Raw genomic sequence first — 22506 nt, 5'->3', positions numbered from 1 at the left:
GCGGCCGGCCGGTGTGCCTACTGGACGGGGGTCAGCTCGTCGCCGCACGTGCAGCGGTAGGCCTCACCGGCGCCGCTGCAGTGGCAGGGAACCTCGATCCGCACCCGACAGCCGCAGCCCTCGTGGCCACAGCTCAGCACGGTTCCGGCTTCGTAACTCGCCATGTCAATCACCCTTATCTGTGTCGGAGACTTGCAGGTGGCCGGCGACCACCCCGTCACTATATACCCTAAGGGGGTATGGGTAAACAGCCCGGATGGGGCACGGCTTCCCCCGTGCGGCTAGCGTGGCGAGGGTGAGCAACGAACCGACCCCGCACGACGTAGACGCCTTCCTGGACGCAACGCTGATCGGCGACGATCCCGACCTGTCGGCGGCCTTACAGGCCAGCGACGCCGCTGGCCTGCCGCCGATCGCGGTGTCGGCGCAGCAGGGCAAGTTCCTCAGCCTGCTGGCCGGGGCCACGCAGGCTCGGCGGATCCTCGAGATCGGCACGCTGGGCGGGTTCAGCACCATCTGGCTGGCCCGGGGCGCCGGCCCGCAGGGCCGGGTGGTGACGCTGGAATACGAGCCCCGGCACGCCGAGGTCGCGCGGGCCAACCTGCAACGTGCCGGCCTCGCCGACCGCGTCGACGTGCTCGTCGGTGCCGCGCTGGAGACGTTGCCCAGCGTGACCGGCGGCCCGTTCGACCTGGTGTTCATCGACGCCGACAAGGAAAACTATCCGGCCTACCTCGACTGGGCGGTCCGGCTGGCGCGTCCCGGGGCACTCATCGTGGCGGACAACGTGGTTCGCGAGGGCAGGGTGCTGGCGCCGCAGGCCGGCGACGCGCAGGCGCGGGCGGTGCGCGAGACGCTGCAGGCGATGGGCGAGCACCCCCGGCTCGACACCGCGGTGATCCAGACGGTCGGCGCCAAGCGCTGGGACGGCTTCGCGTTGGCGCTGGTGCGTTAGCGCGGGCTCAACCGTTCGACCACCTCGGCGGCCGACTCGACGTCCTCGATGCGCAGCGCCGTCTCCCCGGCGTACAGCGCCGCCCGGTCCACCCATGAGTCGGGCATCTCGGCCACCGGCGCCAACGGCGTGAAGAGCGGTCGACGTGCCGATTGCAGCCGCAGCAGCGGGCCGGCGTCGAAGTAGCCCAAAGCCGACATCGGGCCGCTCACCGCGTTGAGCGAGGCCGGCAGCGCCTTGGCCCTGCCATCGGGGCGGCACCACCGCCGGGTCGCGTCGTTGGGGACGACACGGTGCCGCAGCGGCCAGCTGAACCCGAACAGGTTGGTCTCGATCGTCTTGTCCGCGTTGAGGATTCGCCGCTGATATGCGCGGTTGGCGTTCGCCTCGTGCGTCATCAGGAACCGGGTCCCCGCGATCACGCCGGCCGCGCCGGCCGCCAGGGCCGCCCGCGTGTCGGCCCGCTCGGCGATGCCGCCGGCGACGAACACCGGCCGCGGCCCGGCCACGGCCAGCGCCTGCGGCAGAAAGTCGAGTGCGGGCATGGTGCCGACCAGGTGGCCGCCGGCCTCGCGGCCCTGGGCGATGAGACCGTCGGCGCCGCCGGCGACGGCGGCCAGGGCCTGGTCCGGGGTGCCGACCATCACGAAGACGAGGGAGCCGGCGTCGCGGAGATGCCCGATGAGACCGCGCTTTTCGCCGAACGCCAGCACGACGACGTCCACCCGCGAACTGACGCAGACCTCGACGTGCCGGCGGTGCAGGAACGGCAGCAACAGGTTCACCGCGACCGCGCGGCCGGGGGCCTCGGCGCGCACCCGGGCGATCCCGTCCCGCAGCCGGCGGGGCGTCTCCAGGCCGATGGTGCCCAGGCCGCCGGCCTTGGCCACGGCGGCCGCCAGCTCGGCGCGCGCCAGCCCGCCGCCCATTCCGGCCTGGCCGACGGGAACGTCGAGCCGCAACCGGTCGGCGATATCCATGGAGGACTAGCCGCAGACCGCGCCGATCGCCGCCGAGCTGACGAGTTTGACGTACTTGGCCAGCACACCGGTCTTGTAACGGGGCTGGGGCGGCACAAAACCTTCACGGCGGGAGTCGAACTCGGCCGGGTCGGTCAGCACGTCGAGCGTGTGGTTGGCGACGTCGAGGCGGATGCGGTCGCCGTCGCGCAAGAACGCGATCGGGCCGCCGTCGACCGCCTCCGGCGCGATGTGGCCCACGCACAGGCCGGTGGTGCCGCCGGAGAAGCGGCCGTCGGTGAGCAGCAGCACGTCCTTGCCCAGGCCAGCGCCCTTGATCGCGCCGGTGATGGCGAGCATCTCGCGCATCCCCGGTCCGCCCTTGGGGCCCTCGTAGCGGATCACCACGGCGTCGCCCTTGGTGATGGTGCCGTCCTCGAGCGCGTCCAACGCGGCCCGTTCGCCGTCGAAAACCCTTGCGGTGCCCTCGAACACGTCGGAGTCGAAGCCGGCCGACTTGACCACCGCACCCTCGGGCGCCAGCGACCCGCGCAGGATCGTGATGCCGCCGGTCGGGTGGATGGGATTGTCCAGCGCGCGGAGCACCTTGCCGTCCGGGTCCGGTGGCGTGATGGCGGCAAGGTTCTCGGCCATGGTCTGCCCGGTCACCGTCAGGCAGTCACCATGCAGCAGGCCCGCATCCAGCAGCGCCTTCATGATCACCGGAACCCCACCGATGTGGTCGACGTCGAACATCACATGGCGACCGAAAGGTTTGACGTCGGCCAGGTGCGGCACCTTGGCACCGATCCGGCTGAAGTCGTCGAGCGAGAGCGGGACGTCGGCCTCGTGGGCGATCGCCAGCAGGTGCAGCACCGCGTGCGTCGAGCCGCCGAACGCCATCACCACCGCGATGGCGTTCTCGAACGCCTCCTTGGTGAGGATGTCGCGGGCGGTGATGCCGCGGCGCAGCAATTCGACAACGGCCTGGCCGCTGCGGCGGGCGAACCCGTCGCGGCGGCGGTCGGTGGCCGGCGGCGCCGCGCTGCCCGGCAGCGACATGCCGAGCGCTTCGGCCGCACTGGCCATGGTGTTGGCGGTGTACATGCCGCCGCAGGCCCCCTCGCCCGGGCAGATGGCCCGCTCGATGGCGTCGACGTCCTCGCGGGGCATCAGCCCGCGCGCGCAGGCGCCGACGGCCTCGAACGCGTCGATGATCGTGACCTCGCGCTCGGTGCCGTCGGAGAGCTTGGCGACGCCCGGCAGGATCGAGCCGGCGTAGAGGAAGACCGCGGCCAGGTCGAGGCGCGCGGCGGCCATCAGCATGCCGGGCAGCGACTTGTCGCAGCCGGCCAGCAGCACCGAGCCGTCGAGGCGCTCGGCCTGCATCACGGTCTCCACGCTGTCCGCGATGACCTCGCGGGACACCAGCGAGAAGTGCATGCCCTCGTGGCCCATCGAGATCCCGTCGGACACCGAGATGGTGCCGAACTCGAGGGGGTAACCGCCCGCCGCGAAGACCCCCTCCTTGACCGCCTTGGCGAGGCGGTCGAGGGACAGGTTGCAGGGCGTGATCTCGTTCCACGACGAGGCGACCCCGATCTGCGGCTTGGCGAAGTCCTCGTCGCCCATGCCTACCGCGCGCAGCATGCCGCGGGCGGCGGCCTTCTCCAGGCCGTCGGTGACGTCTCGGCTGCGCGGTTTGATGTCGGCGGTCTCGGTGGCCATCGCTCAAGTATGCGGGATGAGCTGCACCGCAGACGAAGGGCCCATACCCCGACGGGGTATGGGATAGACTCGTCGGGTGACGAGCGCGCACGGGTATTCGGAGCAGAAGAACAACTACGCCAAGCGGTTGCGGCGCATCGAGGGGCAGGTGCGGGGCATCGCCCGGATGATCGACGAGGACAAGTACTGCATCGACGTGCTCACCCAGATCAGCGCCGTCAACAGCGCCCTGCGTTCGGTGGCGCTGAACCTGCTCGACGAGCACCTCAGCCACTGCGTGACCAATGCCGTGGCCGAGGGCGGTGACCAGGCCGACGAGAAGCTGGCCGAGGCCTCCGCCGCGATCGCCCGGCTGGTTCGTTCCTGACGACGCGGGGCGTGTTGAAACGAAGAAAGTCGTGAACCCGTAGTCGCAGTGCGTACGGTAGGAGCAGCGTGATCGCGTAAGCAGCCGCACCCGGCCAGATCCCGCGCCCGAGCCTATGACTGCCGACACCGCCACCGCAGCCGCGCGAACGTGGACGCCACGCATCGCGGCGCAGCTTGCCGTCCTGGCGGCGGCGGCCTTCACCTACGTCACGGCCGAGATCCTGCCGGTCGGCGCGCTGTCGTCGATCGCGCGGAACCTGCACGTCAGCGTCGTCTTGGTCGGGACGCTGCTGTCCTGGTATGCGCTGGTGGCGGCCCTGTCGACCTTCCCGCTGGTGCGCTGGACGGCGCACTGGCCGCGGCGGCGAGCGCTGGTGGTCAGCCTGGTCTGCCTGACCGCCTCGCAACTCATCTCGGCGCTGGCGCCCAACTTCGCGGTGCTCGCCGCCGGCCGGGTGCTCTGCGCCGTCACCCACGGCCTGCTGTGGTCGGTGATCGCACCGATCGCCACCCGCCTGGTGCCGCCGAGCCACGCCGGCCGCGCCACCATGTCGATCTACATCGGCACCAGCCTGGCCCTGGTCATCGGCAGCCCGCTGACCGCGGCGATGAGCCTGATGTGGGGCTGGCGGCTCGCCGCGGTGTGGATCACCGTCGCCGCGGCCATCGTCACCGTCGCGGCCCGGTTGTTGCTGCCCGAGATGGTGCTCACCGACGACCAGCTCGCCTGCGTGGGTCCCCGGGCGCGTCACCACCGCAACCGGCGGCTGATCATCGTCAGCCTGATCACGATGGTCGGCGTCACCGGCCACTTCGTCTCGTACACCTACATCGTGGTCATCATCCGCGAAGTCGTCGGCGTGCGCGGGGCGAACCTGGCCTGGGTGCTGGCCGCCTACGGCGCCGCGGGGGTGGTCGCCGTGGGCCTGGTCGCCCGGCCCCTCGACAGCCGGCCGCGCGGCGCCATCATCGCCTGCATGGCGGGGCTGACGGCGGTGTTCGTCGTGCTGATGGGGCTGGCTTTCGGCGGCCAGCCCGCCGTCGCGACCGTGCTGATCGGCACGTGCGCGATCGTGCTGTGGGGGGCCATGGCGACGGCGGTGTCGCCGATGATGCAGGCCGCCGCCATGCGCAGCGGGGCCGACGACCCCGACGGCGCCTCCGGGCTGTACGTGACCGCGTTCCAGGTCGGCATCATGGCGGGCTCGCTGGGTGGCGGGCTGCTCTACGAGCGCAGCATGGCGCTCATGCTGACCGCATCGGCCGGCCTCATGGCCGCCGCGCTGGCGGGCATGGCCGCCAACAGGCGGCTGCTCGACGTTGCGCCGCAAGCTCAGCCGATTCATAGCTCCGCAGGTCACCGGCCCTAATTGGGCCCGTACGGGCCGCGTAAATGAGTAGCTCGTCGCCGCGCTATGCGACACTGTGTCGAGACCGTGACTGGAGGGATGGGTATATGTCGGGCTGGACGAGGGCAAGCTTTCACGCCGCTCTGACCGCAGCCGGGTTGGCCGCTTCGCTGGTGCTGGGCGCCGGCTTCGCGTCGGCGGACCCCGACCCGGCACCCGGTGACCCGGGTGTGGTCGCCGCACCGCCCGGGCCTCCCGCGCCCCCGCCGGACCCCTTCGCCGCGCCGCCTCCGGCCAACAACCCGCTGATCCCGGCGCCGCTCGCCCAGCCGACCGCGACGGGTCCCGCTGCCGGGCAGAACCCCGCGCCGTTCACGGGCACGGCGCCGTTCGGGCCGCCGTCGTTCGTGCCGAAACCCGGCTCGACGGTGGGCGTCGCGCAGCCGATCATCCTCAACTTCCCCGGGACCGTCGAGGACGCCGGCGCCGCGATCGACGCCGTGCACGTGTCGTCCGTCCCGCCCGTGCCGGGCAAGTTCTACTGGATGACGCCGACGCAGCTGCGCTGGCGCCCGCTGAGCTTCTGGCCCGCCCACACCGCGGTGACGGTCGACGCCGGCGGCACGGTCATGAGCTTCCAGACCGGGGACACGCTGATCGCCACGGCGGACGACTCCACCCACCAGCTGACGATCACCCGCAACGGGACGGTGGAGAAGACCTTCCCGATGTCGATGGGCATGACGTCCGGCAATCACCAGACTCCCAACGGCACCTACTACGTGCAGGACAAGAAGGCGTCGGTGGTGATGGACTCCTCGACCTACGGGGTTCCGGTCAACTCGACCTACGGCTACAAGGTGACCGTGGAGGACGCGGTTCGCTTCGACAACGTCGGCGACTACGTGCACAGCGCGCCGTGGTCGGTCGACGACCAGGGCAAGCGCGACGTCAGCCACGGCTGCATCAACATCAGCCCCTCCAACGCGCGGTGGTTCTTCGACAACTTCGGTCCGGGCGACCCGATCGTCGTGAAGAACTCCTCCGGCGGCGACTACAAGAAGAACGACGGCTCCGCCGACTGGATGAACTAGCGCCGGCCGCTTGGCCGCCTGCGCGCTTTGAGTGTGCGTTCCTGGCCTTGAGTGTGTAGTGGTGGCGGCGTCGCTCGGCGTGCCGCCTGCGTGGTTACACTCTCGACGCCGTCCTTACACTCTCGACGCCGTCCTTACACTCTCGACGCCGGGCTTGCGAACGCCGGTTATGTATAGCAACATACATAGCCGGGGTAGCGAGGAGTGTGAATGCCCAGCCCACGCGAGCGCATGGTCGTCTCCGCCGCGCTGTTGATACGGGAACGCGGCGCGCACGCCACCGCGATATCCGACGTCCTCGAGCACAGCGGCGCGCCGCGCGGGTCGGCCTACCACTACTTTCCCGGGGGGCGCACCCAATTGCTCTGCGAGGCGGTCGATTACGCCGGTGATCATGTGGCCCGCATCATCGCCGAAGCCCGAGACAGCCGCGAGCTGCTGGACACGCTGATCGACAAGTACCGCCGGCAACTGCGCGACACCGACTTCCGCGCCGGCTGCCCCGTCGTCGCGGTCTCCGTCGAAGCCGGGGAGGAGACCGACCGCGAGCGGATGGCGCCGGTGACCGAGCGGGCGGCCGCCGTGTTCGCCCGCTGGTGCGACCTGATCGCCCAACGGTTCGTCTCCGACGGCATGCCGGCCGACGAGGCCCACGAGGCGGCGCTGTTGGCGACCAGCGCGCTCGAGGGCGCCATCGTCCTCGCGCGGGTGCGGCGAGACCTGGCACCACTGGACGCCGTGCACCGGCGGCTGCGCGCGCTGTTGCCCCTGGGAAAGGAACACGAAGATGACCGCTGAGTGGCAACCGACCGCATGCATCCTGTGCGAGTGCAACTGCGGGATCGTGGTGCAGGTCGAGGACGGCCACCTCGCCCGCATCCGGGGCGACAAGGCCCACCCGGGTTCGCAGGGTTACACCTGCAACAAGGCGTTGCGGCTCGATCACTATCAGAACAATCGCGGCCGACTCACCTCCCCGCTGCGCCGACGCGTCGACGGCAGCTACGAGGAAATCGACTGGGACACGGCGGTTGTCGAGATCGCCGAGGGCTTCAAGCGCATCCGCGACACCTACGGCGGCGACAAGATCTTCTACTACGGCGGCGGGGGCCAGGGCAACCACCTCGGCGGGGCCTACAGCGGCGCGTTCCTCAAGGCCCTCGGCTCCAAGTACCGCTCAAACGCGTTGGCGCAGGAGAAGACCGGCGAGGCCTGGATTGACGCCCACCTGTACGGCGGACACACCCGCGGCGAGTTCGAGCACGCCGAGGTGTCGGTGTTCGTCGGCAAGAATCCGTGGATGTCCCAGAGCTTCCCGCGCGCCCGCGTGGTGCTCAACGAGATCGCCAAGGACCCGGTGCGGTCGATGATCGTGATCGACCCGGTGCTCACCGACACCGCGAAGATGGCCGACTTCCACCTGCGGGTGCGTCCGGGTACCGACGCCTGGTGCCTCGCCGCCCTGGCGGCGGTGCTGGTGCAGGAAAACCTCTGCAACGAAAGCTTTCTCGCCGACCATGTGCACGGCGCCGACGCCGTGCGCGCGGCCCTGCGGGACGTGCCCGTCGCCGACTACGCGCAGCGCTGCGGGGTCGACGAGGAACTGTTGCGCGCGGCGGCGCGGCGCATCGGCACCGCCGGCAGCGTGGCGGTGTTCGAGGACCTCGGCGTGCAGCAGGCGCCCAACAGCACGCTGTGCTCCTACCTGAACAAGATGCTGTGGATCCTGACCGGCAACTTCGCGAAAAAGGGCGGCCAGCACCTGCATTCGTCGTTCGCGCCGCTGTTCAGCACGGTCTCGGGCCGCACGCCCGTCACCGGTGCGCCCGTCATCGCTGGGCTGATCCCCAGCAACGCCGTGCCCGAGGAGATCCTGACCGATCACCCCGACCGGTTCCGGGCCATGATCGTCGAAAGCGCCAATCCCGCACATTCCCTGGCCAATTCCGCCGCCTGCCGGGAGGCCTTCCAAAGCCTCGAGCTGATGGTGGTCGTCGACGTCGCGATGACCGAGACCGCCCGGCTGGCCCACTACGTGCTGCCCGCGGCGTCGCAGTTCGAGAAGTGCGAGGCGACGTTCTTCAACTTCGAATTCCCCGCCAACACCTTCCAGTTGCGCCGACCGCTACTGGAGCCCCTGCCCGGCACGCTGCCCGAGCCGGAGATCTGGGCCCGGCTGGTGCGCGCGCTCGGTGTGCTCGACGAAGCCGACCTGCGCCCGCTGCGCGAGGCCGCCGCGCGCGGCCGGCAGGCCTACGCCGAGGCGTTCTTGACCGCCGTCGCATCGAATCCGACTGTCGCCAAATTGGTTCCGTATGTCCTCTACGAGACGCTGGGTCCGACCCTGCCCGGGGGACTGGCCGGTGCGGCGGCGGCGTGGGGGCTCGCGCAGAAGACCGCCATGGCCTACCCCGACGCCGTGCGGCGCGCCGGCCACGCCGACGGGAACGCCCTCTTCGATGCCATCCTCGACAACCCGTCCGGGGTCACGTTCACCCTGCACGAATACGAGGACGACTTCGCGCTGATCGGCCACTCCGATCACAAGATCGCGCTGGAGATTCCCGAAATGCTCGACGGTCTGCGGTCTTTGGCGGCGGCCCCGCCACGGCTGACGTCGCCGGAGTTCCCGGTCGTGCTGTCGGTGGGCGAACGGCGCGCCTACACCGCCAACGACATCATCCGCGACCCGTCGTGGCGCAAGCGCGACGCCGACGGGGCGCTGCGTGTCAGCGTGGAGGACGCCCAGGCCCTCGGGCTCGTCGACGGGGCCCGGGCGCGCGTCAGCACCGCGGCAGGCAGCGCCGAGGCGACCGTCGAGGTCAGCGAGACCATGCTGCCCGGACATGCGGCCCTGCCCAACGGTTTTGGGGTCGACTACGTCGACGACGAAGGGCGCACCGTCATCCCGGGCGTGGCGCCCAACGACCTCACGTCGACCGGGTGGCGCGACCCCTACGCCGGGACGCCGTGGCACAAGCACGTGCCCGCGCGCATCGAGGCGTGCTCAGCTTTGGATGGCCGTGCGGAACCGGTCGCGGTAGGCCTTCGGTGAAACACCGAGGTGGTCGACGAACGCGCGCCGTAGGGTCTCCGTGCTGCCGAACCCCACCAGCTGCGCGGTGTCGCTGACGGTGCGGCCGGCGTCCAATGCCGCACGGGCGGCGTCGATCCGGACCATCTGGACGTAGTCGGCGGGGGTCGTTCCCAGTTCGGAGCGAAACAGCCGGGTCAGCTGGCGCGTGCTGAGGGCGGCCCTCGCGGCGAGGGTGCGCACGCTGTGGTCGGCCCCGGGGTCGGCGGCGATCGCTTCGGTGACCTTGCGCAGCGCGGACTGCGGCGGCGGATTGTGTTCGACCAGCGCCGAGAATTGTGATTGCCCGCCGGCGCGTTTGAGGTAGACGACCAGCCAGCGGGCGACGTCGCGCACCAATTCGGCGCCGTAATCCTGTTCGACCAGGGCGAGGGCGAGGTCGATGCCCGACGAGATTCCCGCCGAGGTGTAGACGTCGCCATCCTGAACGAAGATGGCGTCCGGCTCGACGGCGATGTCCGGGAAGGCCCGGGCAAGGAGCCGGGTGTCCCGCCAGTGGGTGGTGGCCCGCCGGCCGCTGAGCAGGCCGGCCTGCGCGAGGATGAACGACCCCGTGCAGATGGACCCGAGGCGCCGGGTGCGGCCTGCCATCGCTTTGACGGCCGCGACGAGCGCGGGGTCAATCGCGCGCGCCGGCACGTTGTCGCTGCCCGCGACCAGGACGGTGTCGGCCGATGCGATCGACGAAAGGCTGTCGGTGACACCCAGCCGGGTCCCGATCGAGGTTGTCACATCGCGCCCATCCACCGACGCGATCTTGATGCCGTAGTGCCCGCCGAAACGATTGGCCTCGGCGAAGACCTCGGCCGCGCCCGCGACGTCCAGGAGCGTCACCTCGTCGAAGACGACGATCACCACGACCCGCGGGTGGACGCCGGGAGTTACCACACGGCCATTGTGTCGCATTTTGTGGGAAGGACGGCTCACCAGCCGCGGGTGGATCGCGACGGCCGTGCACAGACTGAATCCAAGATGCTCAACGGAGGAGAGTGATCATGGATACCCAGTCGATAGAAACCATTGCCGGCGTGGCCATCCCCGACACCGCACTGGTGCGCGCGGCGACCGACTTCATCCGCGACGCCGAGGACGACCTGCTCTTCGACCATTCGCGCCGGGTGTTCCTCTTCGGCGTCCTGCGGGGTCGCCGCCTCGGGCTTCGGCCCGACCTCGAGCTGCTCTACGTGGCGGCGATGTTCCACGACCTCGGCCTCACCGACCGCTACCGCTCGTCGAGCCTGCGCTTCGAGGTCGACGGCGCCAACGCGGCGCGCGACTTCCTGCTGCACCACGGCGTCGACGCCGCCGACGCCCGCAAGGTTTGGCTTGGCATCGCGTTGCACACCACTCCCGGCGTGCCCCAGTTCCTCGAGCCGGAGATCGCCCTAGTCAATGCCGGCGTCGAGGCCGACGTGGTCGGCATCGGCCGCGACGAGCTCTCCGCCGAAGCCATCGACGCGGTGACCGCGGCCCACCCGCGTCCCGATTTCAAGCGCCGCATCCTGGCGGCCTTCAACGACGGCATGAAGCACCGCCCGGACACCACCTTCGGCACGATGAACGACGACGTGCTCGCGCACTTCGATCCGGCGTTCCGGCGCGTCGACTTCGTCGACCTCATCCTGGGCAACGCTTGGCCCGAATAGCAACGAGCCCCGAGTAGCGAAAGGAGCAGACAAATGGACGTTTACGAGGCGCTGTACACCACCCGGATGATGCGGCGGCTGCGGCCGGACCCGGTCCCGCTCGAGACGCAGGCCCGCATCATCGACGCGGCCGTGCGGGCCCCCAATGGCGGGAACACCCAGCGCTGGCACTTCGTCGCAGTCGACGATCGGAAACTCATCGCCGAGTTCGCGGAGCTGTTCCGCCGGGCGCGCGACCTGGAGTACGAGAAGTTCCGCACGGGAACCGGCCCGATGGTGGCGACGGCTCCCGGCGCGGACCCCGCCGCCCATGCCGAAACCATGCGCCGCATGCAAGGCTCGGGCAACTACCTGGCCGATCACTTCGAAGAGATCCCGCTGCTGCTCTTCGTCTTCGCCATCGACGACCTCGGCGGCGCCAACATCTACCCGGCGATCTGGAGCGCGCTGCTGGCCGCCCGTGCCGAGGGGGTCGGCGGCGTCATGACGATGGTGCTGCGCAACTTCGCGGACAAGGTGAACGAGCTGCTGGGCGTGCCGGTCGAGGAAGGCTGGACGATGTCGGCCATGCTGACCCTCGGCTACCCGCGGGGCAGGTGGGGTGTCGCGGCGAATCGGCGGCCCGTTCACGAGGTTTCGTCCCGCAACCGCTGGGACGCGCCATTCGGTGTGGAGGTGCCGGAGCCGCTGTGGCCGGCGCACCGCGAGCTGACGACCGGTCTGAGCGCCGTCGGCTAAATTAACGGCGGGGTGACCACCATGAAAGCGATCGTTGCTCGTGACCGGGCCGCCGGTCTCGCGGGGCTCAGTCTGGACGAGATGCCGTACCCGCATGCCGCGGAAAACGACGTCATCGTGCGGGTGCACGCCGCCGGCTTCACCCGGGGCGAGCTCGACTGGCCGTCGACCTGGACCGATCGGGCGGGACGAGATCGGACGCCCACCATCCCCGGGCATGAAGTTTCGGGAGTCGTCGCCGAGTTGGGTTACGGCACAACCGGTCTGACGGTCGGGCAGCGGGTGTTCGGCATCACCGACTGGGCCCGCGATGGAACGCTCGCCGAGTATGTCGCCGTGGAGGCGCGCAACCTCGCACCGCTGTCGGCGGGCGTCGACCACACGATGGCCGCCGCGTCGGTCATCTCCGGGCTGACTGCATGGCAGGGGTTGTTCGACCACGCGCACCTCGCCGCCGGTCAGACGGTGCTGGTCCATGGCGCCGCCGGCGCCGTCGGGTGCCTCGCGGTGCAACTCGCCCGCGAGGCGGGGGCCCGGGTGATCGGGAGCGGCCGCGCCGGTGACAGGGACACGGTGCTGGGTGTCGGCGCCCACGCGTTCCTGGAGCTGGAGCGAGATTGGCCGGCGAGCGCCGGCGAGGTCGACGTGGTGTTCGACGTGATCGGCGGTGACGTGCTGAGGCGCTCAGCGGATGTGGTGCGTCCCGGCGGCGTGCTGATCAGCGTCACCGAACCGTCGCCGGTTCAACCGCAGAGTGGGCGGGCGGTGTTCTTCGTGGTCGAGCCCGACCGCGCGGGCCTGGTCGCCCTCGAACGCCGGCTTCGCGACGGCCGGTTGCGCCCGAACGTCGGATCGGTCTGTTCGCTCGCGGACGCGCCGTCGGCCTTCGGCCCCGGACAACGCGCCCGCGGCAAGACGATCGTCGCGGTCGCCGATGACCGCTAGCCCCGAATAGGCACTGCCGGAAAGGATTCCACGATGTCGATAACAGATGGCGCGGTATTGACGGTGACGCGGCCGGGCGAGGGCGACAGCTTCCCCATCCCGGGCTTCGGGGCCGTCTTCAAGCTCACCAGCCGAACCACCGGCGGCCTGGTGGCGATGGTCGAGCATCCGTTCGCGGTCGGCACGATCACCGCGGCGCATCGGCACACCCACGAGGACGAGCACTCCTTCGTGCTGGCCGGCGAGATCGGTTTTCGGTCCGACGACACCGAGGTGGTGCTCGGACCCGGTGGCTACATCACGAAACCCCGCGGTCAGATGCACGCCATGTGGAACGCCGGCTCCGAGCCCGGGCGGATCCTCGAGGTCATCACTCCCGGTAACGGTTTCGAGAACTACTTCCGCGAACTGAGTGAGCTACTCACGTCCGCGGACCCGGCGACCCCGGTTCATGAGTCAGCCGACTTCGCCGAGCTGGCGAAGAAGTACGGCCTGACGTACGGGACGCCCGACTGGCTCGACGACGTGGTGCGGCGATACGGCCTGTCCGTGGCGACGCATTGAGCGCCTAGTTCCAGATCCTGACCCGGCTCTCCGGCTTGAGGAACAGCGCGTCGTCCTTGGTCACGTCGAACGCCTCGTAGAAGGCGTCCATGTTGCGGACCACACCGTTGCACCGGAATTCAGGCGGCGAGTGCGGGTCGGTCGCCAGCCGCCGGATCGCTTCCGCGTCGCGGGATTTGGTGCGCCACACCTGCGCCCAGCCGTAGAACACGCGCTGCACGCCGGTGAGCCCGTCGATGACGGGGGCGGGTTCGCCGTTCAGCGACAGCTGGTAGGCCAGCAGCGCGATGGACAGCCCGCCGAGGTCGCCGATGTTCTCGCCGACGGTGAACGCGCCGTTGACGTGATGACCGTTGTCGAGCTGGCGCGGGGTATAGGCCTCGTACTGCTCGATGAGTGCCTTGGTGCGGGCGCCGAACTCGGTGCGGTCGTCGTCGGTCCACCAGTCGACGAGATTTCCGTCGCCGTCGTACTTGGCGCCCTGGTCGTCGAAGCCGTGCCCGATCTCGTGACCGATCACCGCGCCGATGCCGCCGTAGTTGGCCGCGTCGTCGGCCTCGGCGTCGAAGAACGGCGGCTGCAGAATGGCTGCGGGAAAGACGATTTCGTTCATGCCCGGGTTGTAGTAGGCGTTGACGGTCTGCGGGGTCATGAACCACTCGTCGCGGTCGACGGGTCCGCCGAGCTTGGCCAGTTCACGGTCGTGATTCACGGCGTAGCCGCGCCGGCAGTTGCCGTAGAGGTCACCGCGGTCGACCACCAGCGCGGAGTAGTCGTGCCACTTCGCCGGGTAGCCGACCTTGGCGGTGAACTTGTCCAGCTTGGCCAGCGCGCGGTCCCGGGTCTGCGGCGTCATCCAGTCCAGGTCGTTGATGCTCTGCCGGTACGCCGCCTTCAGATTCTCCACCAGGGCGTCCACCCGTGCCTTGGCGCCCGGCGGGAAATGCCTTTGCACGTAGAGCTTTCCGACGGCGTCGCCCATGAGGCTCTCCACCAGGGACACCGCCCGCTTCCAGCGGTCGCGGATCTGCTCGGCCCCGGTCAGCAGGCGGCCGTAGAAGTCGAAGTCCGCCGCGACGATGTCGTCGGTCAGCCACGCGGCGCGGGAGCGGATCACCCGCCACCGCGCCCAGGCCTTCCAGTCCTCCAAGTCCTCGCTCGCCCACAGGGCGGCGAACGCGCTCAAATAATCCGGTTGGCGCACAATCACTTCCGCGACGGCGTCGGGTGTCGTGCCGAGGGCGCCGACCCAGCCGGCCCAGTCGAACCCGACACCCTCGGTCTGCAGGTCGGCGAAGGTGCGCAGGTTGTAGCTCAGTTCGGCGTCGCGGCGCTTGACGACGTCCCAGTGCGCGGCGGCCAGCTTGGCCTCCAGCGCGACGATCCGGGCCGCCGTCTCGGCGTGCTCGTCCGCGTCACCGCCGTAAACCAGGCCGAACATCCGCGCGATGTGCCCGGGATAGGCCGCCAGCACCTCGGCGTGCTGCTCGTCGCGGAAGTACGACTCGTCGGGCAGCCCGATGCCGGACTGGGTGACGTGGACCAGGTAGCGCGACGAGTTCTTGGCGTCGGTGTCGATGTAGAGCGCGACGCCGCCGCCCACCCCGGTGCGCTGCAGCGCCCCGACCGCGGCGGCCAGCGCGTCGGCGTCGGCGGCGTCGTCGATGGTGGCCAGCTCGTCGAGCAGCGGCCGCACGCCGCGGCTTTCGACCGTCTGCTCGTCGAGGAAGCTGGCGTACAGGTCGCCGATGCGCTGCGCATCCGGATCGACGGTGCCCGCGTTGCCGTTAGCGGCGGTCTGGCTGGCCTCGACGATCAGGTCGCGCACCTGCTCCTCGGCGCGGTCGTAGAGGTGGCGGAACGCGCCGTCGGTGGCCTGGTCGGCCGGTATCTGGTAGTCGGCCAGCCAGCGGCCGTTGACGTGACCGAACAGGTCGTCTTGCGGGCGGGCATCGGCGTCGACGTGGCTCAGGTCGATGCCCGAGCGGATGGCCTCTACTGTCACCCCGCCATCCTTCCATCTTCTTTTGGGTGCAACGATCGGGCCATGTCAGACGCCGAGCCCCCCGACGACGACGAGTCCGTCGGTTCCGACGACGACGCCGGGACCGAGGCGTCCGACGCCGAATACGAGGGCGGCGGCATGTTTTCGCCCTACGGCGTCGCGTCGGCTGTCCTGGGCGTGCTGTCGGTGGCGGCGGTGGTGCTCGCGGTCCTCATCTGGTCGGGCCACCGCGACGAGCTGGCCGAACGGGTCTACCTGAGCCGGGTCATGCAAGCCGCCGCGGACTGGACGAACGTGCTGATCAACATGAACAGCGCCAACATCGACGGGAGCCTGCAGCGGCTGCACGACGGCACGGTCGGCGAACTCAACGCCGACTTCGACGCCGCGGTGCAGCCCTACCGGCAGGTGGTGCAGAAGCTGCAGTCGCAGAGCACGGGGCGGATCGAGGCGGTCGCGATCGAAACGGTGCACCACGACCTCGACACCCAGCCGGGAACGGCGCGCCCGGTCGTCACCACCGCGCTGCCGGCGTTCGCCAGCCGGTCGGATTCCGTGCTGCTGGTCGCGACGTCGGTGAGCGAGAACGCCGGCGGCAAGCCCACCACCGTGCACTGGAACCTGCGCCTGGACATCGCGAACGTCGACGGCAAGCTCATGGTCTCCGGGCTGGCGTCGATCCGGTGAGGCAGTCGATGAGAAACGTGTGGCGGCTGTTCGCCTTCGACATCCTGGCCCCGCTGGCCACCATCGTCGCGCTGCTGGCGATCGGATTGGTGCTCGACTGGCCGCTGTGGTGGGTGTCGGCGTGCTCGGTGTTGGCGCTGCTCGTCGTCGAGGGCATGGTGGTCGACTTCTGGCTGTTGCGCCGCGACTCGGTGAGCGTCGGCACCGACGACGACGCGCCGGGGCTGCGGCTGGCCGTCGTCGTGCTGTGCACGGCCGCCCTGTCGGCCGCCGTCGCGACCGGCTACGTGCACTGGACGAGGGCCGACCGCGGGTTCCGGCAGGATTCGCGCGACGTGGTGCGGATCGCGACGGCGATGGCCGAGGCCATGGCGTCGTTCACGCCGAGCGCCCCCGGCAGCTCCATCGACCGCGCCGCGGCGATGATGGTGCCCGAGCAGGCCAAGGCGTTCAAGGAGCAGTACCAGAGGACCAGCGTCGACCTGGCGCAGCACAACGTCACCGCGCAGGCGGCGACGCTGTCGGCCGGGGTGGAGGCCCAGGGACCGTCGGCGGCGAGTGTGGCGGTGATCCTGCGGGTCACGCAGACCACCCCGGGTCAGCCGCCCAGTCAGGCGTCGCCCGCGCTGCGCGTCACGCTGATCAAGCGCGGCGACAACTGGCTGGTCTCCGACGTGCTGCCCGTCAACTCCCGCTGAGGGGTCAGTTCGACTCGGCCGACCGCGCGGACTTCACCTTGACGAACCGGTCCGACAGGCGGCGCATCCGGATCATCAGCGACGCCGACGGGCTGGTGCTGCCGTCCAGGTAAGCGAACAGCTCGTCCGCCGAAACCCCGATCCGGGACGCGAACTCCTGGTGCCCGAGCCCCGAGCGGTCGATCAGCAGGCGGACGTGCCGGGCCACCTCGGCGCGCTCGTCGGCCTCCAGGTGGGTGCGGGCGCGTTCGAGCACCTCCCACAGGGCCCTGGAAACACCTGTGATGCCGAACGGCCGGCTGCCGTCCAGCACCTCCTCCACCTGACGCGCGGTCCGACCGTACGGGTCACGCTTGAGCGCGGTGGCGATGCGCTTCCAGGTGGCGATGTCGCCGGCCTGCAGCGCCGACCGGATGGCGGCGGTCGGCCAGAACTCGACGGGCTGGTCGGAATCCTGCGGCGGGTCGGCGGCGGGGCCGTCGGGGCCGGCGGAGGGGCTTCCGCTGTCGGCGGAGCGTTGCCGCGGCGGCGGCGCGGAGCGCCGGTCGGGTGCCAACGTCACCTCGCCTCCTCCAGCATTGCCACGGCCACCGACAGGCACCGCTGCCTGACTTCCTCCCAGTCTGCCTCGTCGTGGGCATCCGGCGCAGAATGATCGCTCAGGTCGGACGGGTGGGGATCCGCGAGCTGGCGGACCAGCTGGCTGGCGATCCAGTGCCGCTTGGGTGGCTGACTACAGTAATACCTGTCCATCCCGGCCAGCACGAGCGCAGCGGTTTCGGGTTCCACGGTCTGCACCATGTCAGCAAAGTCGGCGTAATCGCGCCGACTGTTACGGCACATGATCAGGTAGCCCTTGAGGCGCAGCGCCTCGGCGCCGGTGGGGATCATCAGCCGGTCGCCCGTCGGCAGCTGCACGTGGGTGGTCTCCACCGGGCTGCTTCGCTCGTAATGCGGCTGGTCGTCGTCGTCGCAACCGGTCTGCAGCGCGTCCAGCGCGACCGACAGCCGCCCCCGCCACACCGTGACCGGGTGCACGGGCCGGTCCGGCCCGGCGATCGCCTGCGCCGCCCCGTTGCGGGACGCCTTCTTGGCGGTCCCGTGCCAGTTGGCGCCGTTCCCGTTGCGCGCCGGGATCCGCATGGGCTTGGCGCGGATGTTGACCTGGTGCGGGATCTGCTCGGGCCCGCGGCCCCGGCCCTCGGCGGACTGCGTCGTCTTGCCGTTGCGCCCGCAGCCGGAGAAGGCCAGCGGGTCGGCCACGCAGATGGCGTCAGGCGCCAGGTTCTTCAGCTTCGCGGCCGACTTGAGCACCATCTTCAGGTCGGCGTGCGGCGCCGTCAGCGCCGAGATGTCGTCGGGGATGACGACCACGTCTCCGAGGTCGACCTCGGGCAGCGGCCGGTCGAAGTCGACCGACGGCAACACCCGGGACAGCCAGCCTGGGATCCACCAATTCCACTGCGCGAACATCGCCATCAGCGCCGGCACCAGGACCAGCCGCACCACGGTCGCGTCGACGGCGATCGCGACGGCGCAGGCCACGCCGATCTCGGCCACCAGCGGCATCCCGGCGAACGCGAACCCGATGAACACGGCGATCATGATCAGCGCCGCGCTGGTGATCGTGCGGGCGCTGGTGCTCACGCCGTACGCGACGGCGTCCCGGGTGTTGCCCGAGTGCAGGAAGCGTTCGCGGATGCGGGTGAGCAGGAAGATCTCGTAGTCCATCGACAACCCGAACGTCATCGCCAGGACCAGCGGGGGCACCGTGCTGTCGATCGAGGTGATGTGGGCGAAGCCGAGGTTCTGCAGCCAGCCCCACTGGAACACCATCACCAGGCTGCCGTAGGCCGCCGCCACCGACAGCAGCGTCATCAGCACGCCCTTGAGGGCAAGGAACACCGAGTGGATCGAGATCAGCAGCATCACGAACGCGATCAGCGCCACGAACGCCAGCACCAGCGGCTCGGTCTGCGACACCCGGTCGTCGAAGTCCTTGATCAGCGCCGTCGGCCCGCCGACGTCCACCCGCGCCGTGCCCGCGTCGGGGATCTTGGGCAGTTCGGTGCGCAGCCAGCCAACGGTCTCCCTGGCCCGCATGTCCTCGGGATCCACCTTCAGCACCGCGGAGAGCAACGCGCTGCCGTTGTCCTCGGCGAACTGCGGCGGGCTCACGGACGCGATCTCGGGTGCCTGCGTCATGCGCTGACGGATCGCGCCGACGGTCTGCGCATGTTCGGGCGAGGCGGCGCCCCCGTCGGGGAAGGTGATCAGCACGCTGACCGGGCCGAGCGCGCCGGGCCCGAGCGCCTGGGCCGCCGCCCCCACGCCGGCGCGGATCTGGTGCGCCGAGTCGAACTGGCGCAGCAGGCTGTTGCCGAGCACCATCGACGACGTCGGCAGGGCCATGACCAGCAGAACCGCCGCCGCGGCCAGCGCCGAGATCCACGGCCGGTGCATCACCCAGCCGATCCACCGGTTCCAGAAGCGGGACTGGGTGGACTCCGGCCGCCGCGACCAGTGCAGCAGGGCCGAGCGCTTGGCGGCCGCCCGGCCGAACGTCGCCAGCACCGCGGGCGTGAGCGTCGCCGACGTCAGCATGGCCACCGCGACGGCCAGGATCGCGCCGGTGGCCATCGACTTCAGGGCGGGCGTGTTGATCAGATAGATCCCGGTGAGCGAGGCGACGACCGTCATCCCGGACAGCACCACCGCCAGGCCGGACGTGGCCATCGCCGCGTCGACGGCGTCGTGGTGGTCGCGGCCCGTGCGCAGCTCCTCACGGAATCGCATGAGGATGAACAGCGAATAGTCCACGGCGAGGGCGATGCCGAACATCGACACGGTCGACGTCACGAACACCGACATGGTCGTGAACTCCGACAGCAGGTAAACCAGTCCCATCGTGACCACGACCGTGCACACGCCCAGCGCCAGCGGGATGGCCGCGGCCGCCAGCGAGCCGAACACCGCCAGCAGCACGACCAGGATGATCGGCAGGTTCCACTTCTCGGCGGCGGCGATGTCGTGCTTGGTGTTCTGCGCCGCGGCGGCGCTCAGCGCGCCTTGCCCGATGACGTAGAGCCGCACCCGGCCGTCGGCCGTCTGGCCCGGCTGGTCGCCGTTGACGCCGATCTTCTTCTGGAGTTGCTTGGCGACGTCACTGGTGCCGGCGTTGCGGGCGTCCAGCTTCAGGGACAGCACGTACGGCCGGTCGGGCTGGGGCGGGCGCTGAGTGGGGTTGGGGACCTCGGTGATGCCCGGGAACTCGCCCGCGATCTGCCGGAGCTGCGCGACAGCATCGGTCATGTCCTGGTAGGTGGCGTCGGGCCGCGGCGCGGCCACCAGCGCCAGCGACGAGGCCCCCTGGTCGTGGTAGAGGTCCTCGAGCTGGTCGTGCACGGCCAGCGACTGCGAGCCGGCGACCTCGAAGCCACCGCCGGTGAGGTTGCCGGACTGCGTCATCGCCAGATAGACGGCGGGAACCAACGCCAGCAACCAGCCCGCGAACACCAACCAGCGGTACCGGCGCAGGCTGCGGCTCAGGCGCATCATGAACTGCTGGATTTTGGGCTCCCCGGGGTGTCTCGCGACGCGTGCAGGCGAGGATACCGCAGCGGCCTGTGGATGAGTTGGGCTTATCTGCATCCTGAGCTGCGGTGACGACGATGTTGCTCAAGAGCTGCCAAGCCGTTGTCGCCCGGTGACCAACGGGACGTAGCTCACACCGGGCTCACGCGAGCTGGCAGGGCGCGGACGCGGATGGCAGGATATCGGTTGGCCTGCGGGGGATCGGGGTTACTCCGCGACATTTGCTGGCCGTCCACCCGACTTTGTGAGCCGTTTGCGCGGCGCACCCGTTGGCTGCCGTCGCAAACTTCGAAGGAGTTGTCCATGACCACACGCCGCAGGTTCTTCGCGGGGCTGTTCGCGGCCGCGCTGCCGGGTGCGGTGTTCGCGCTCTCGGCCGGCCCGTCGGCGACCGGTTCGACCGACCCGTGCTCGGCCAGCGAGGTCGCGCGCACGATCGGTTCGGTGTCCAAGTCGATGGGCGATTACCTCGATTCGCACCCGGAGACCAACCAGACGATGACCTCGATGCTCCAGCAGCAGGCCGGGCCGCAGTCCCTGACGGGGCTGAAGTCCTACTTCGAGGCGAACCCCAAGGTGGCCGGCGACATGACGTCGATCGCGGCGCCGCTGACCACCATCTCGACGCAGTGCAAGCTGCCGATCAGCATCCCGCAGGTGATGGGCGCTCTGCAGCAGGCGCAGGCCGGCGGCGGCCTGCCCTCGCTGCCCGGCGGCCTGCCGGGCGGAGCCGCGGCCGCGTCGCCGCTCGGCGGTCCGGCCGCTCCGGCCGCTCCGGTTTCGACGCCGCCGTCGACCACCCCGCCGGGGGTCACGGTGGGGTCGGGCCAACCGCGTGGCTAGCTAGCTAACCCTCCGGTTCCGGCTCGCGGTCGGGCGGCAGCGGGCCCTGCAGGGCGGTCTCGGTGGGGTCCGCTTGGTACAGCGGAAGGTCCAGCGGGCCGGTGGGCGGCTCGTCGTCGGAGTCGGAGACCTTCTCGGTGCGGAACACGAAGAAGAACACCACCCAGCCGACGGCGGCGATCAGCAGCCAGCTGATCAGCCGGTAGATCAGCATCGCCGAGATCGCGCTCGGCAGCGACATGCCGCTGGAGACCAGGCCGGGCACCAGTACGGCCTCGACCACCAGCAGGCCGCCGGGCATCAGCGGGATCGTCCCGACGGCCCGGGCGGCCGCGTAGGCCACCGTCAGCCCCGCCACCGAGGCGTGGTCGCCCGCCGCGTATGCGGCGAAGCCCAGGCAGGCCACGTCGGCGATCCAGTTGAACATCGACCAGCTGAACGCGACGCCCAGGTCGCGCCGGCTCAGGCTGACCGACTCCAGCTGCATCAGGGTCTCGCGCCACTTGTCCAACCCCGTGTCGGCCGGCTTGCCCCGAACCCCGTTGTACCACGCCAGGATTCGGCCGCCGATGCCGTCGATCAGCTCCGGCCGCGAGGCCACCGCCTGCGCCAGGATCAGCAGCGCGATGAAGCCGCCCAGGGTGAACAGCAGCGAGAACGGGTTGTTCTTGGCGCCCAGGAAGAAGGCGCCGCCCAGGCCCAGCAGGGCCAGCCCGACCGCCTGCAGCACGCCGGACATCACCAGCTGCCACGACGCGACCACCGTGGAGGCGCCCCAGATCCGCTGCTGGCGCAGCAAGAACGTCGCCGACAGCACCGGGCCGCCCGGCAGCGTGGTGCTCAGCGAGTTGGCGGCGTAGAAGGCCGCCTCCGACCGCAGCTGCTTGACGTGCACACCCGCCGACCTGAGCAGCGTGCGCTGGATCTGGGCAAAGCTGTGCATCGATGCCGCGGCCGCGGCCACCGCCGCCAGCAACCACCACCAGTTCGCCGAGTTGAGGCTCATCCACGCCTTGGCCAGCTGGTCCCAGCCCAGCGCGACCTCCACGGCAAGCACGACCGCGACGATCGCCAGGATCACCCAACGCAACCACCAGTACTTGCCGCGCGAGGTCTGTTCGCGGGGCAAGTCGAGCTTGCGGACGGGGGCGTCGTGCGACACGTGCTTTAGGGTAACGGTGCAGGTGGGGAGGGGATCGCGGCGCAGTTCCGACCGTGTCGGGGTCGTAACCGGATCG

General features: G+C 70.2%; 21 protein-coding genes. 13 read left to right on the top strand and 8 right to left on the bottom strand.

What is annotated here, in order from left to right:
* Positions 1-17: 17 nt before the first annotated feature.
* Positions 18-179, bottom strand: a complete 162-nt coding sequence (mymT, locus tag GPY60_RS19200; RefSeq protein WP_156689289.1) for a metallothionein MymT — start codon at positions 177-179, stop codon at positions 18-20.
* 116 nt (positions 180-295) lie between these two features.
* Here mymT and GPY60_RS19195 point away from each other — a divergent pair, with 116 nt between their 5' ends.
* Entirely contained in the window at positions 296-955 is a 660-nt protein-coding gene (locus GPY60_RS19195; protein WP_231639726.1) for an O-methyltransferase, read from the top strand.
* Here the strand turns inward: GPY60_RS19195 and GPY60_RS19190 are convergent.
* Positions 952-1935, bottom strand: coding sequence for an NAD(P)H-dependent flavin oxidoreductase (locus GPY60_RS19190; protein WP_156689276.1), 984 nt, complete (start codon positions 1933-1935; stop codon positions 952-954). The two genes, GPY60_RS19195 and GPY60_RS19190, sit on opposite strands and share 4 nt — an antisense overlap.
* A gap of 6 nt (positions 1936-1941) precedes the next feature.
* Positions 1942-3642 (bottom strand): dihydroxy-acid dehydratase, encoded by a 1701-nt coding sequence (ilvD, locus tag GPY60_RS19185; protein ID WP_156689275.1) that lies wholly within the window; start codon positions 3640-3642, stop codon positions 1942-1944.
* Positions 3643-3718: 76 nt separating this feature from the next.
* On the opposite strand from ilvD, the gene GPY60_RS19180 reads away from it, so the two are divergent.
* The 5 genes from GPY60_RS19180 (at position 3719) to GPY60_RS19160 (ending at position 9509) form a co-directional block, all read left to right on the top strand.
* On the top strand, positions 3719-4009 hold the full coding sequence (locus GPY60_RS19180) for a metal-sensitive transcriptional regulator (RefSeq protein ID WP_156689274.1): 291 nt from the start codon (positions 3719-3721) through the stop codon (positions 4007-4009).
* Between the two features lie 115 nt (positions 4010-4124).
* Entirely contained in the window at positions 4125-5381 is a 1257-nt protein-coding gene (locus GPY60_RS19175; RefSeq protein WP_156689273.1) for an MFS transporter, read from the top strand.
* An 86-nt stretch (positions 5382-5467) separates the two neighbouring features.
* Positions 5468-6454 carry a L,D-transpeptidase gene (locus GPY60_RS19170; RefSeq protein WP_156689272.1) on the top strand — a complete coding sequence of 329 codons (987 nt, stop codon included), beginning with the start codon at positions 5468-5470 and terminating at the stop codon, positions 6452-6454.
* Between the two features lie 210 nt (positions 6455-6664).
* Complete coding sequence (locus GPY60_RS19165) at positions 6665-7252, top strand: TetR/AcrR family transcriptional regulator (protein WP_156689271.1); 588 nt, start codon at positions 6665-6667, stop codon at positions 7250-7252.
* Positions 7242-9509, top strand: coding sequence for a molybdopterin-dependent oxidoreductase (locus tag GPY60_RS19160; RefSeq protein ID WP_156689270.1), 2268 nt, complete (start codon positions 7242-7244; stop codon positions 9507-9509). The genes GPY60_RS19165 and GPY60_RS19160 overlap by 11 nt, the downstream gene beginning before the upstream one ends.
* On the opposite strand, the gene GPY60_RS19155 is transcribed toward GPY60_RS19160, so the two are convergent.
* Positions 9462-10454, bottom strand: a complete 993-nt coding sequence (locus tag GPY60_RS19155; RefSeq protein ID WP_156689269.1) for a GlxA family transcriptional regulator — start codon at positions 10452-10454, stop codon at positions 9462-9464. The two genes, GPY60_RS19160 and GPY60_RS19155, sit on opposite strands and share 48 nt — an antisense overlap.
* Before the next feature lie 89 nt (positions 10455-10543).
* On the opposite strand from GPY60_RS19155, the gene GPY60_RS19150 reads away from it, so the two are divergent.
* Genes GPY60_RS19150 through GPY60_RS19135 form a run of 4 tightly spaced genes read left to right on the top strand, consistent with a single transcriptional unit; the run spans position 10544 to position 13441 of the window.
* Positions 10544-11194 carry an HD domain-containing protein gene (locus tag GPY60_RS19150; protein WP_197283741.1) on the top strand — a complete coding sequence of 217 codons (651 nt, stop codon included), beginning with the start codon at positions 10544-10546 and terminating at the stop codon, positions 11192-11194.
* 33 nt (positions 11195-11227) lie between these two features.
* The gene (locus tag GPY60_RS19145; protein WP_156689268.1) at positions 11228-11932 is read left to right on the top strand and encodes a nitroreductase family protein; all 705 of its coding nucleotides are present in this window, start codon (positions 11228-11230) and stop codon (positions 11930-11932) included.
* Positions 11933-11953: 21 nt separating this feature from the next.
* Complete coding sequence (locus GPY60_RS19140) at positions 11954-12877, top strand: NADP-dependent oxidoreductase (RefSeq protein ID WP_156689267.1); 924 nt, start codon at positions 11954-11956, stop codon at positions 12875-12877.
* A 33-nt stretch (positions 12878-12910) separates the two neighbouring features.
* Positions 12911-13441 (top strand): cupin domain-containing protein, encoded by a 531-nt coding sequence (locus GPY60_RS19135; protein WP_156689266.1) that lies wholly within the window; start codon positions 12911-12913, stop codon positions 13439-13441.
* Positions 13442-13445: 4 nt separating this feature from the next.
* Here the strand turns inward: GPY60_RS19135 and GPY60_RS19130 are convergent, their stop codons facing one another.
* On the bottom strand, positions 13446-15446 hold the full coding sequence (locus GPY60_RS19130) for a M13 family metallopeptidase (RefSeq protein WP_156689265.1): 2001 nt from the start codon (positions 15444-15446) through the stop codon (positions 13446-13448).
* Between the two features lie 42 nt (positions 15447-15488).
* Between GPY60_RS19130 and GPY60_RS19125 the strand changes: the two genes are divergently transcribed.
* A complete protein-coding gene (locus GPY60_RS19125; protein WP_156689264.1) occupies positions 15489-16133 on the top strand; it encodes a hypothetical protein in 645 nt (214 codons plus the stop codon).
* A gap of 8 nt (positions 16134-16141) precedes the next feature.
* Positions 16142-16831, top strand: coding sequence for a hypothetical protein (locus GPY60_RS19120; RefSeq protein WP_156689263.1), 690 nt, complete (start codon positions 16142-16144; stop codon positions 16829-16831).
* 4 nt (positions 16832-16835) lie between these two features.
* Here GPY60_RS19120 and GPY60_RS19115 read toward each other — a convergent pair whose 3' ends face one another.
* Together GPY60_RS19115 and GPY60_RS19110 are read right to left on the bottom strand one after the other, a co-directional pair.
* Positions 16836-17393, bottom strand: coding sequence for an XRE family transcriptional regulator (locus tag GPY60_RS19115; RefSeq protein WP_156689262.1), 558 nt, complete (start codon positions 17391-17393; stop codon positions 16836-16838).
* Positions 17390-20389 carry an MMPL family transporter gene (locus tag GPY60_RS19110; RefSeq protein WP_156689261.1) on the bottom strand — a complete coding sequence of 1000 codons (3000 nt, stop codon included), beginning with the start codon at positions 20387-20389 and terminating at the stop codon, positions 17390-17392. The genes GPY60_RS19115 and GPY60_RS19110 overlap by 4 nt, the downstream gene beginning before the upstream one ends.
* 339 nt (positions 20390-20728) lie before the next feature.
* Between GPY60_RS19110 and GPY60_RS19105 the strand changes: the two genes are divergently transcribed.
* A complete protein-coding gene (locus tag GPY60_RS19105; protein ID WP_156689260.1) occupies positions 20729-21268 on the top strand; it encodes a hemophore in 540 nt (179 codons plus the stop codon).
* Between the two features lie 4 nt (positions 21269-21272).
* Here the strand turns inward: GPY60_RS19105 and GPY60_RS19100 are convergent, their stop codons facing one another.
* The gene (locus GPY60_RS19100; protein ID WP_156689259.1) at positions 21273-22430 is read right to left on the bottom strand and encodes a lysylphosphatidylglycerol synthase transmembrane domain-containing protein; all 1158 of its coding nucleotides are present in this window, start codon (positions 22428-22430) and stop codon (positions 21273-21275) included.
* Between the last annotated feature and the right edge of the window lie 76 nt (positions 22431-22506).

The organism is Mycobacterium sp. Marseille-P9652, assembly GCF_902652685.1.
In the GTDB taxonomy this organism is placed as follows: Bacteria; Actinomycetota; Actinomycetes; order Mycobacteriales; family Mycobacteriaceae; genus Mycobacterium.
Note: the sequence above shows the minus strand (reverse complement) of the source record. Positions and strands in the feature narration are given on the sequence as shown.

Coding starts and splice junctions, on each gene's coding strand:
- GPY60_RS19135 (WP_156689266.1), top strand. CDS start 12,911: ATGTCGATAACAGATGGCGCGGTATTGACGGTGACGCGGCCGGGCGAG.
- GPY60_RS19150 (WP_197283741.1), top strand. CDS start 10,544: ATGGATACCCAGTCGATAGAAACCATTGCCGGCGTGGCCATCCCCGAC.
- GPY60_RS19165 (WP_156689271.1), top strand. CDS start 6,665: ATGCCCAGCCCACGCGAGCGCATGGTCGTCTCCGCCGCGCTGTTGATA.
- GPY60_RS19140 (WP_156689267.1), top strand. CDS start 11,954: ATGAAAGCGATCGTTGCTCGTGACCGGGCCGCCGGTCTCGCGGGGCTC.
- GPY60_RS19160 (WP_156689270.1), top strand. CDS start 7,242: ATGACCGCTGAGTGGCAACCGACCGCATGCATCCTGTGCGAGTGCAAC.
- GPY60_RS19110 (WP_156689261.1), bottom strand. CDS start 20,389: ATGATGCGCCTGAGCCGCAGCCTGCGCCGGTACCGCTGGTTGGTGTTC.
- GPY60_RS19105 (WP_156689260.1), top strand. CDS start 20,729: ATGACCACACGCCGCAGGTTCTTCGCGGGGCTGTTCGCGGCCGCGCTG.
- GPY60_RS19175 (WP_156689273.1), top strand. CDS start 4,125: ATGACTGCCGACACCGCCACCGCAGCCGCGCGAACGTGGACGCCACGC.
- ilvD (WP_156689275.1), bottom strand. CDS start 3,642: ATGGCCACCGAGACCGCCGACATCAAACCGCGCAGCCGAGACGTCACC.
- GPY60_RS19125 (WP_156689264.1), top strand. CDS start 15,489: ATGTCAGACGCCGAGCCCCCCGACGACGACGAGTCCGTCGGTTCCGAC.
- GPY60_RS19155 (WP_156689269.1), bottom strand. CDS start 10,454: ATGCGACACAATGGCCGTGTGGTAACTCCCGGCGTCCACCCGCGGGTC.
- GPY60_RS19190 (WP_156689276.1), bottom strand. CDS start 1,935: ATGGATATCGCCGACCGGTTGCGGCTCGACGTTCCCGTCGGCCAGGCC.
- GPY60_RS19145 (WP_156689268.1), top strand. CDS start 11,228: ATGGACGTTTACGAGGCGCTGTACACCACCCGGATGATGCGGCGGCTG.
- GPY60_RS19120 (WP_156689263.1), top strand. CDS start 16,142: ATGAGAAACGTGTGGCGGCTGTTCGCCTTCGACATCCTGGCCCCGCTG.
- GPY60_RS19170 (WP_156689272.1), top strand. CDS start 5,468: ATGTCGGGCTGGACGAGGGCAAGCTTTCACGCCGCTCTGACCGCAGCC.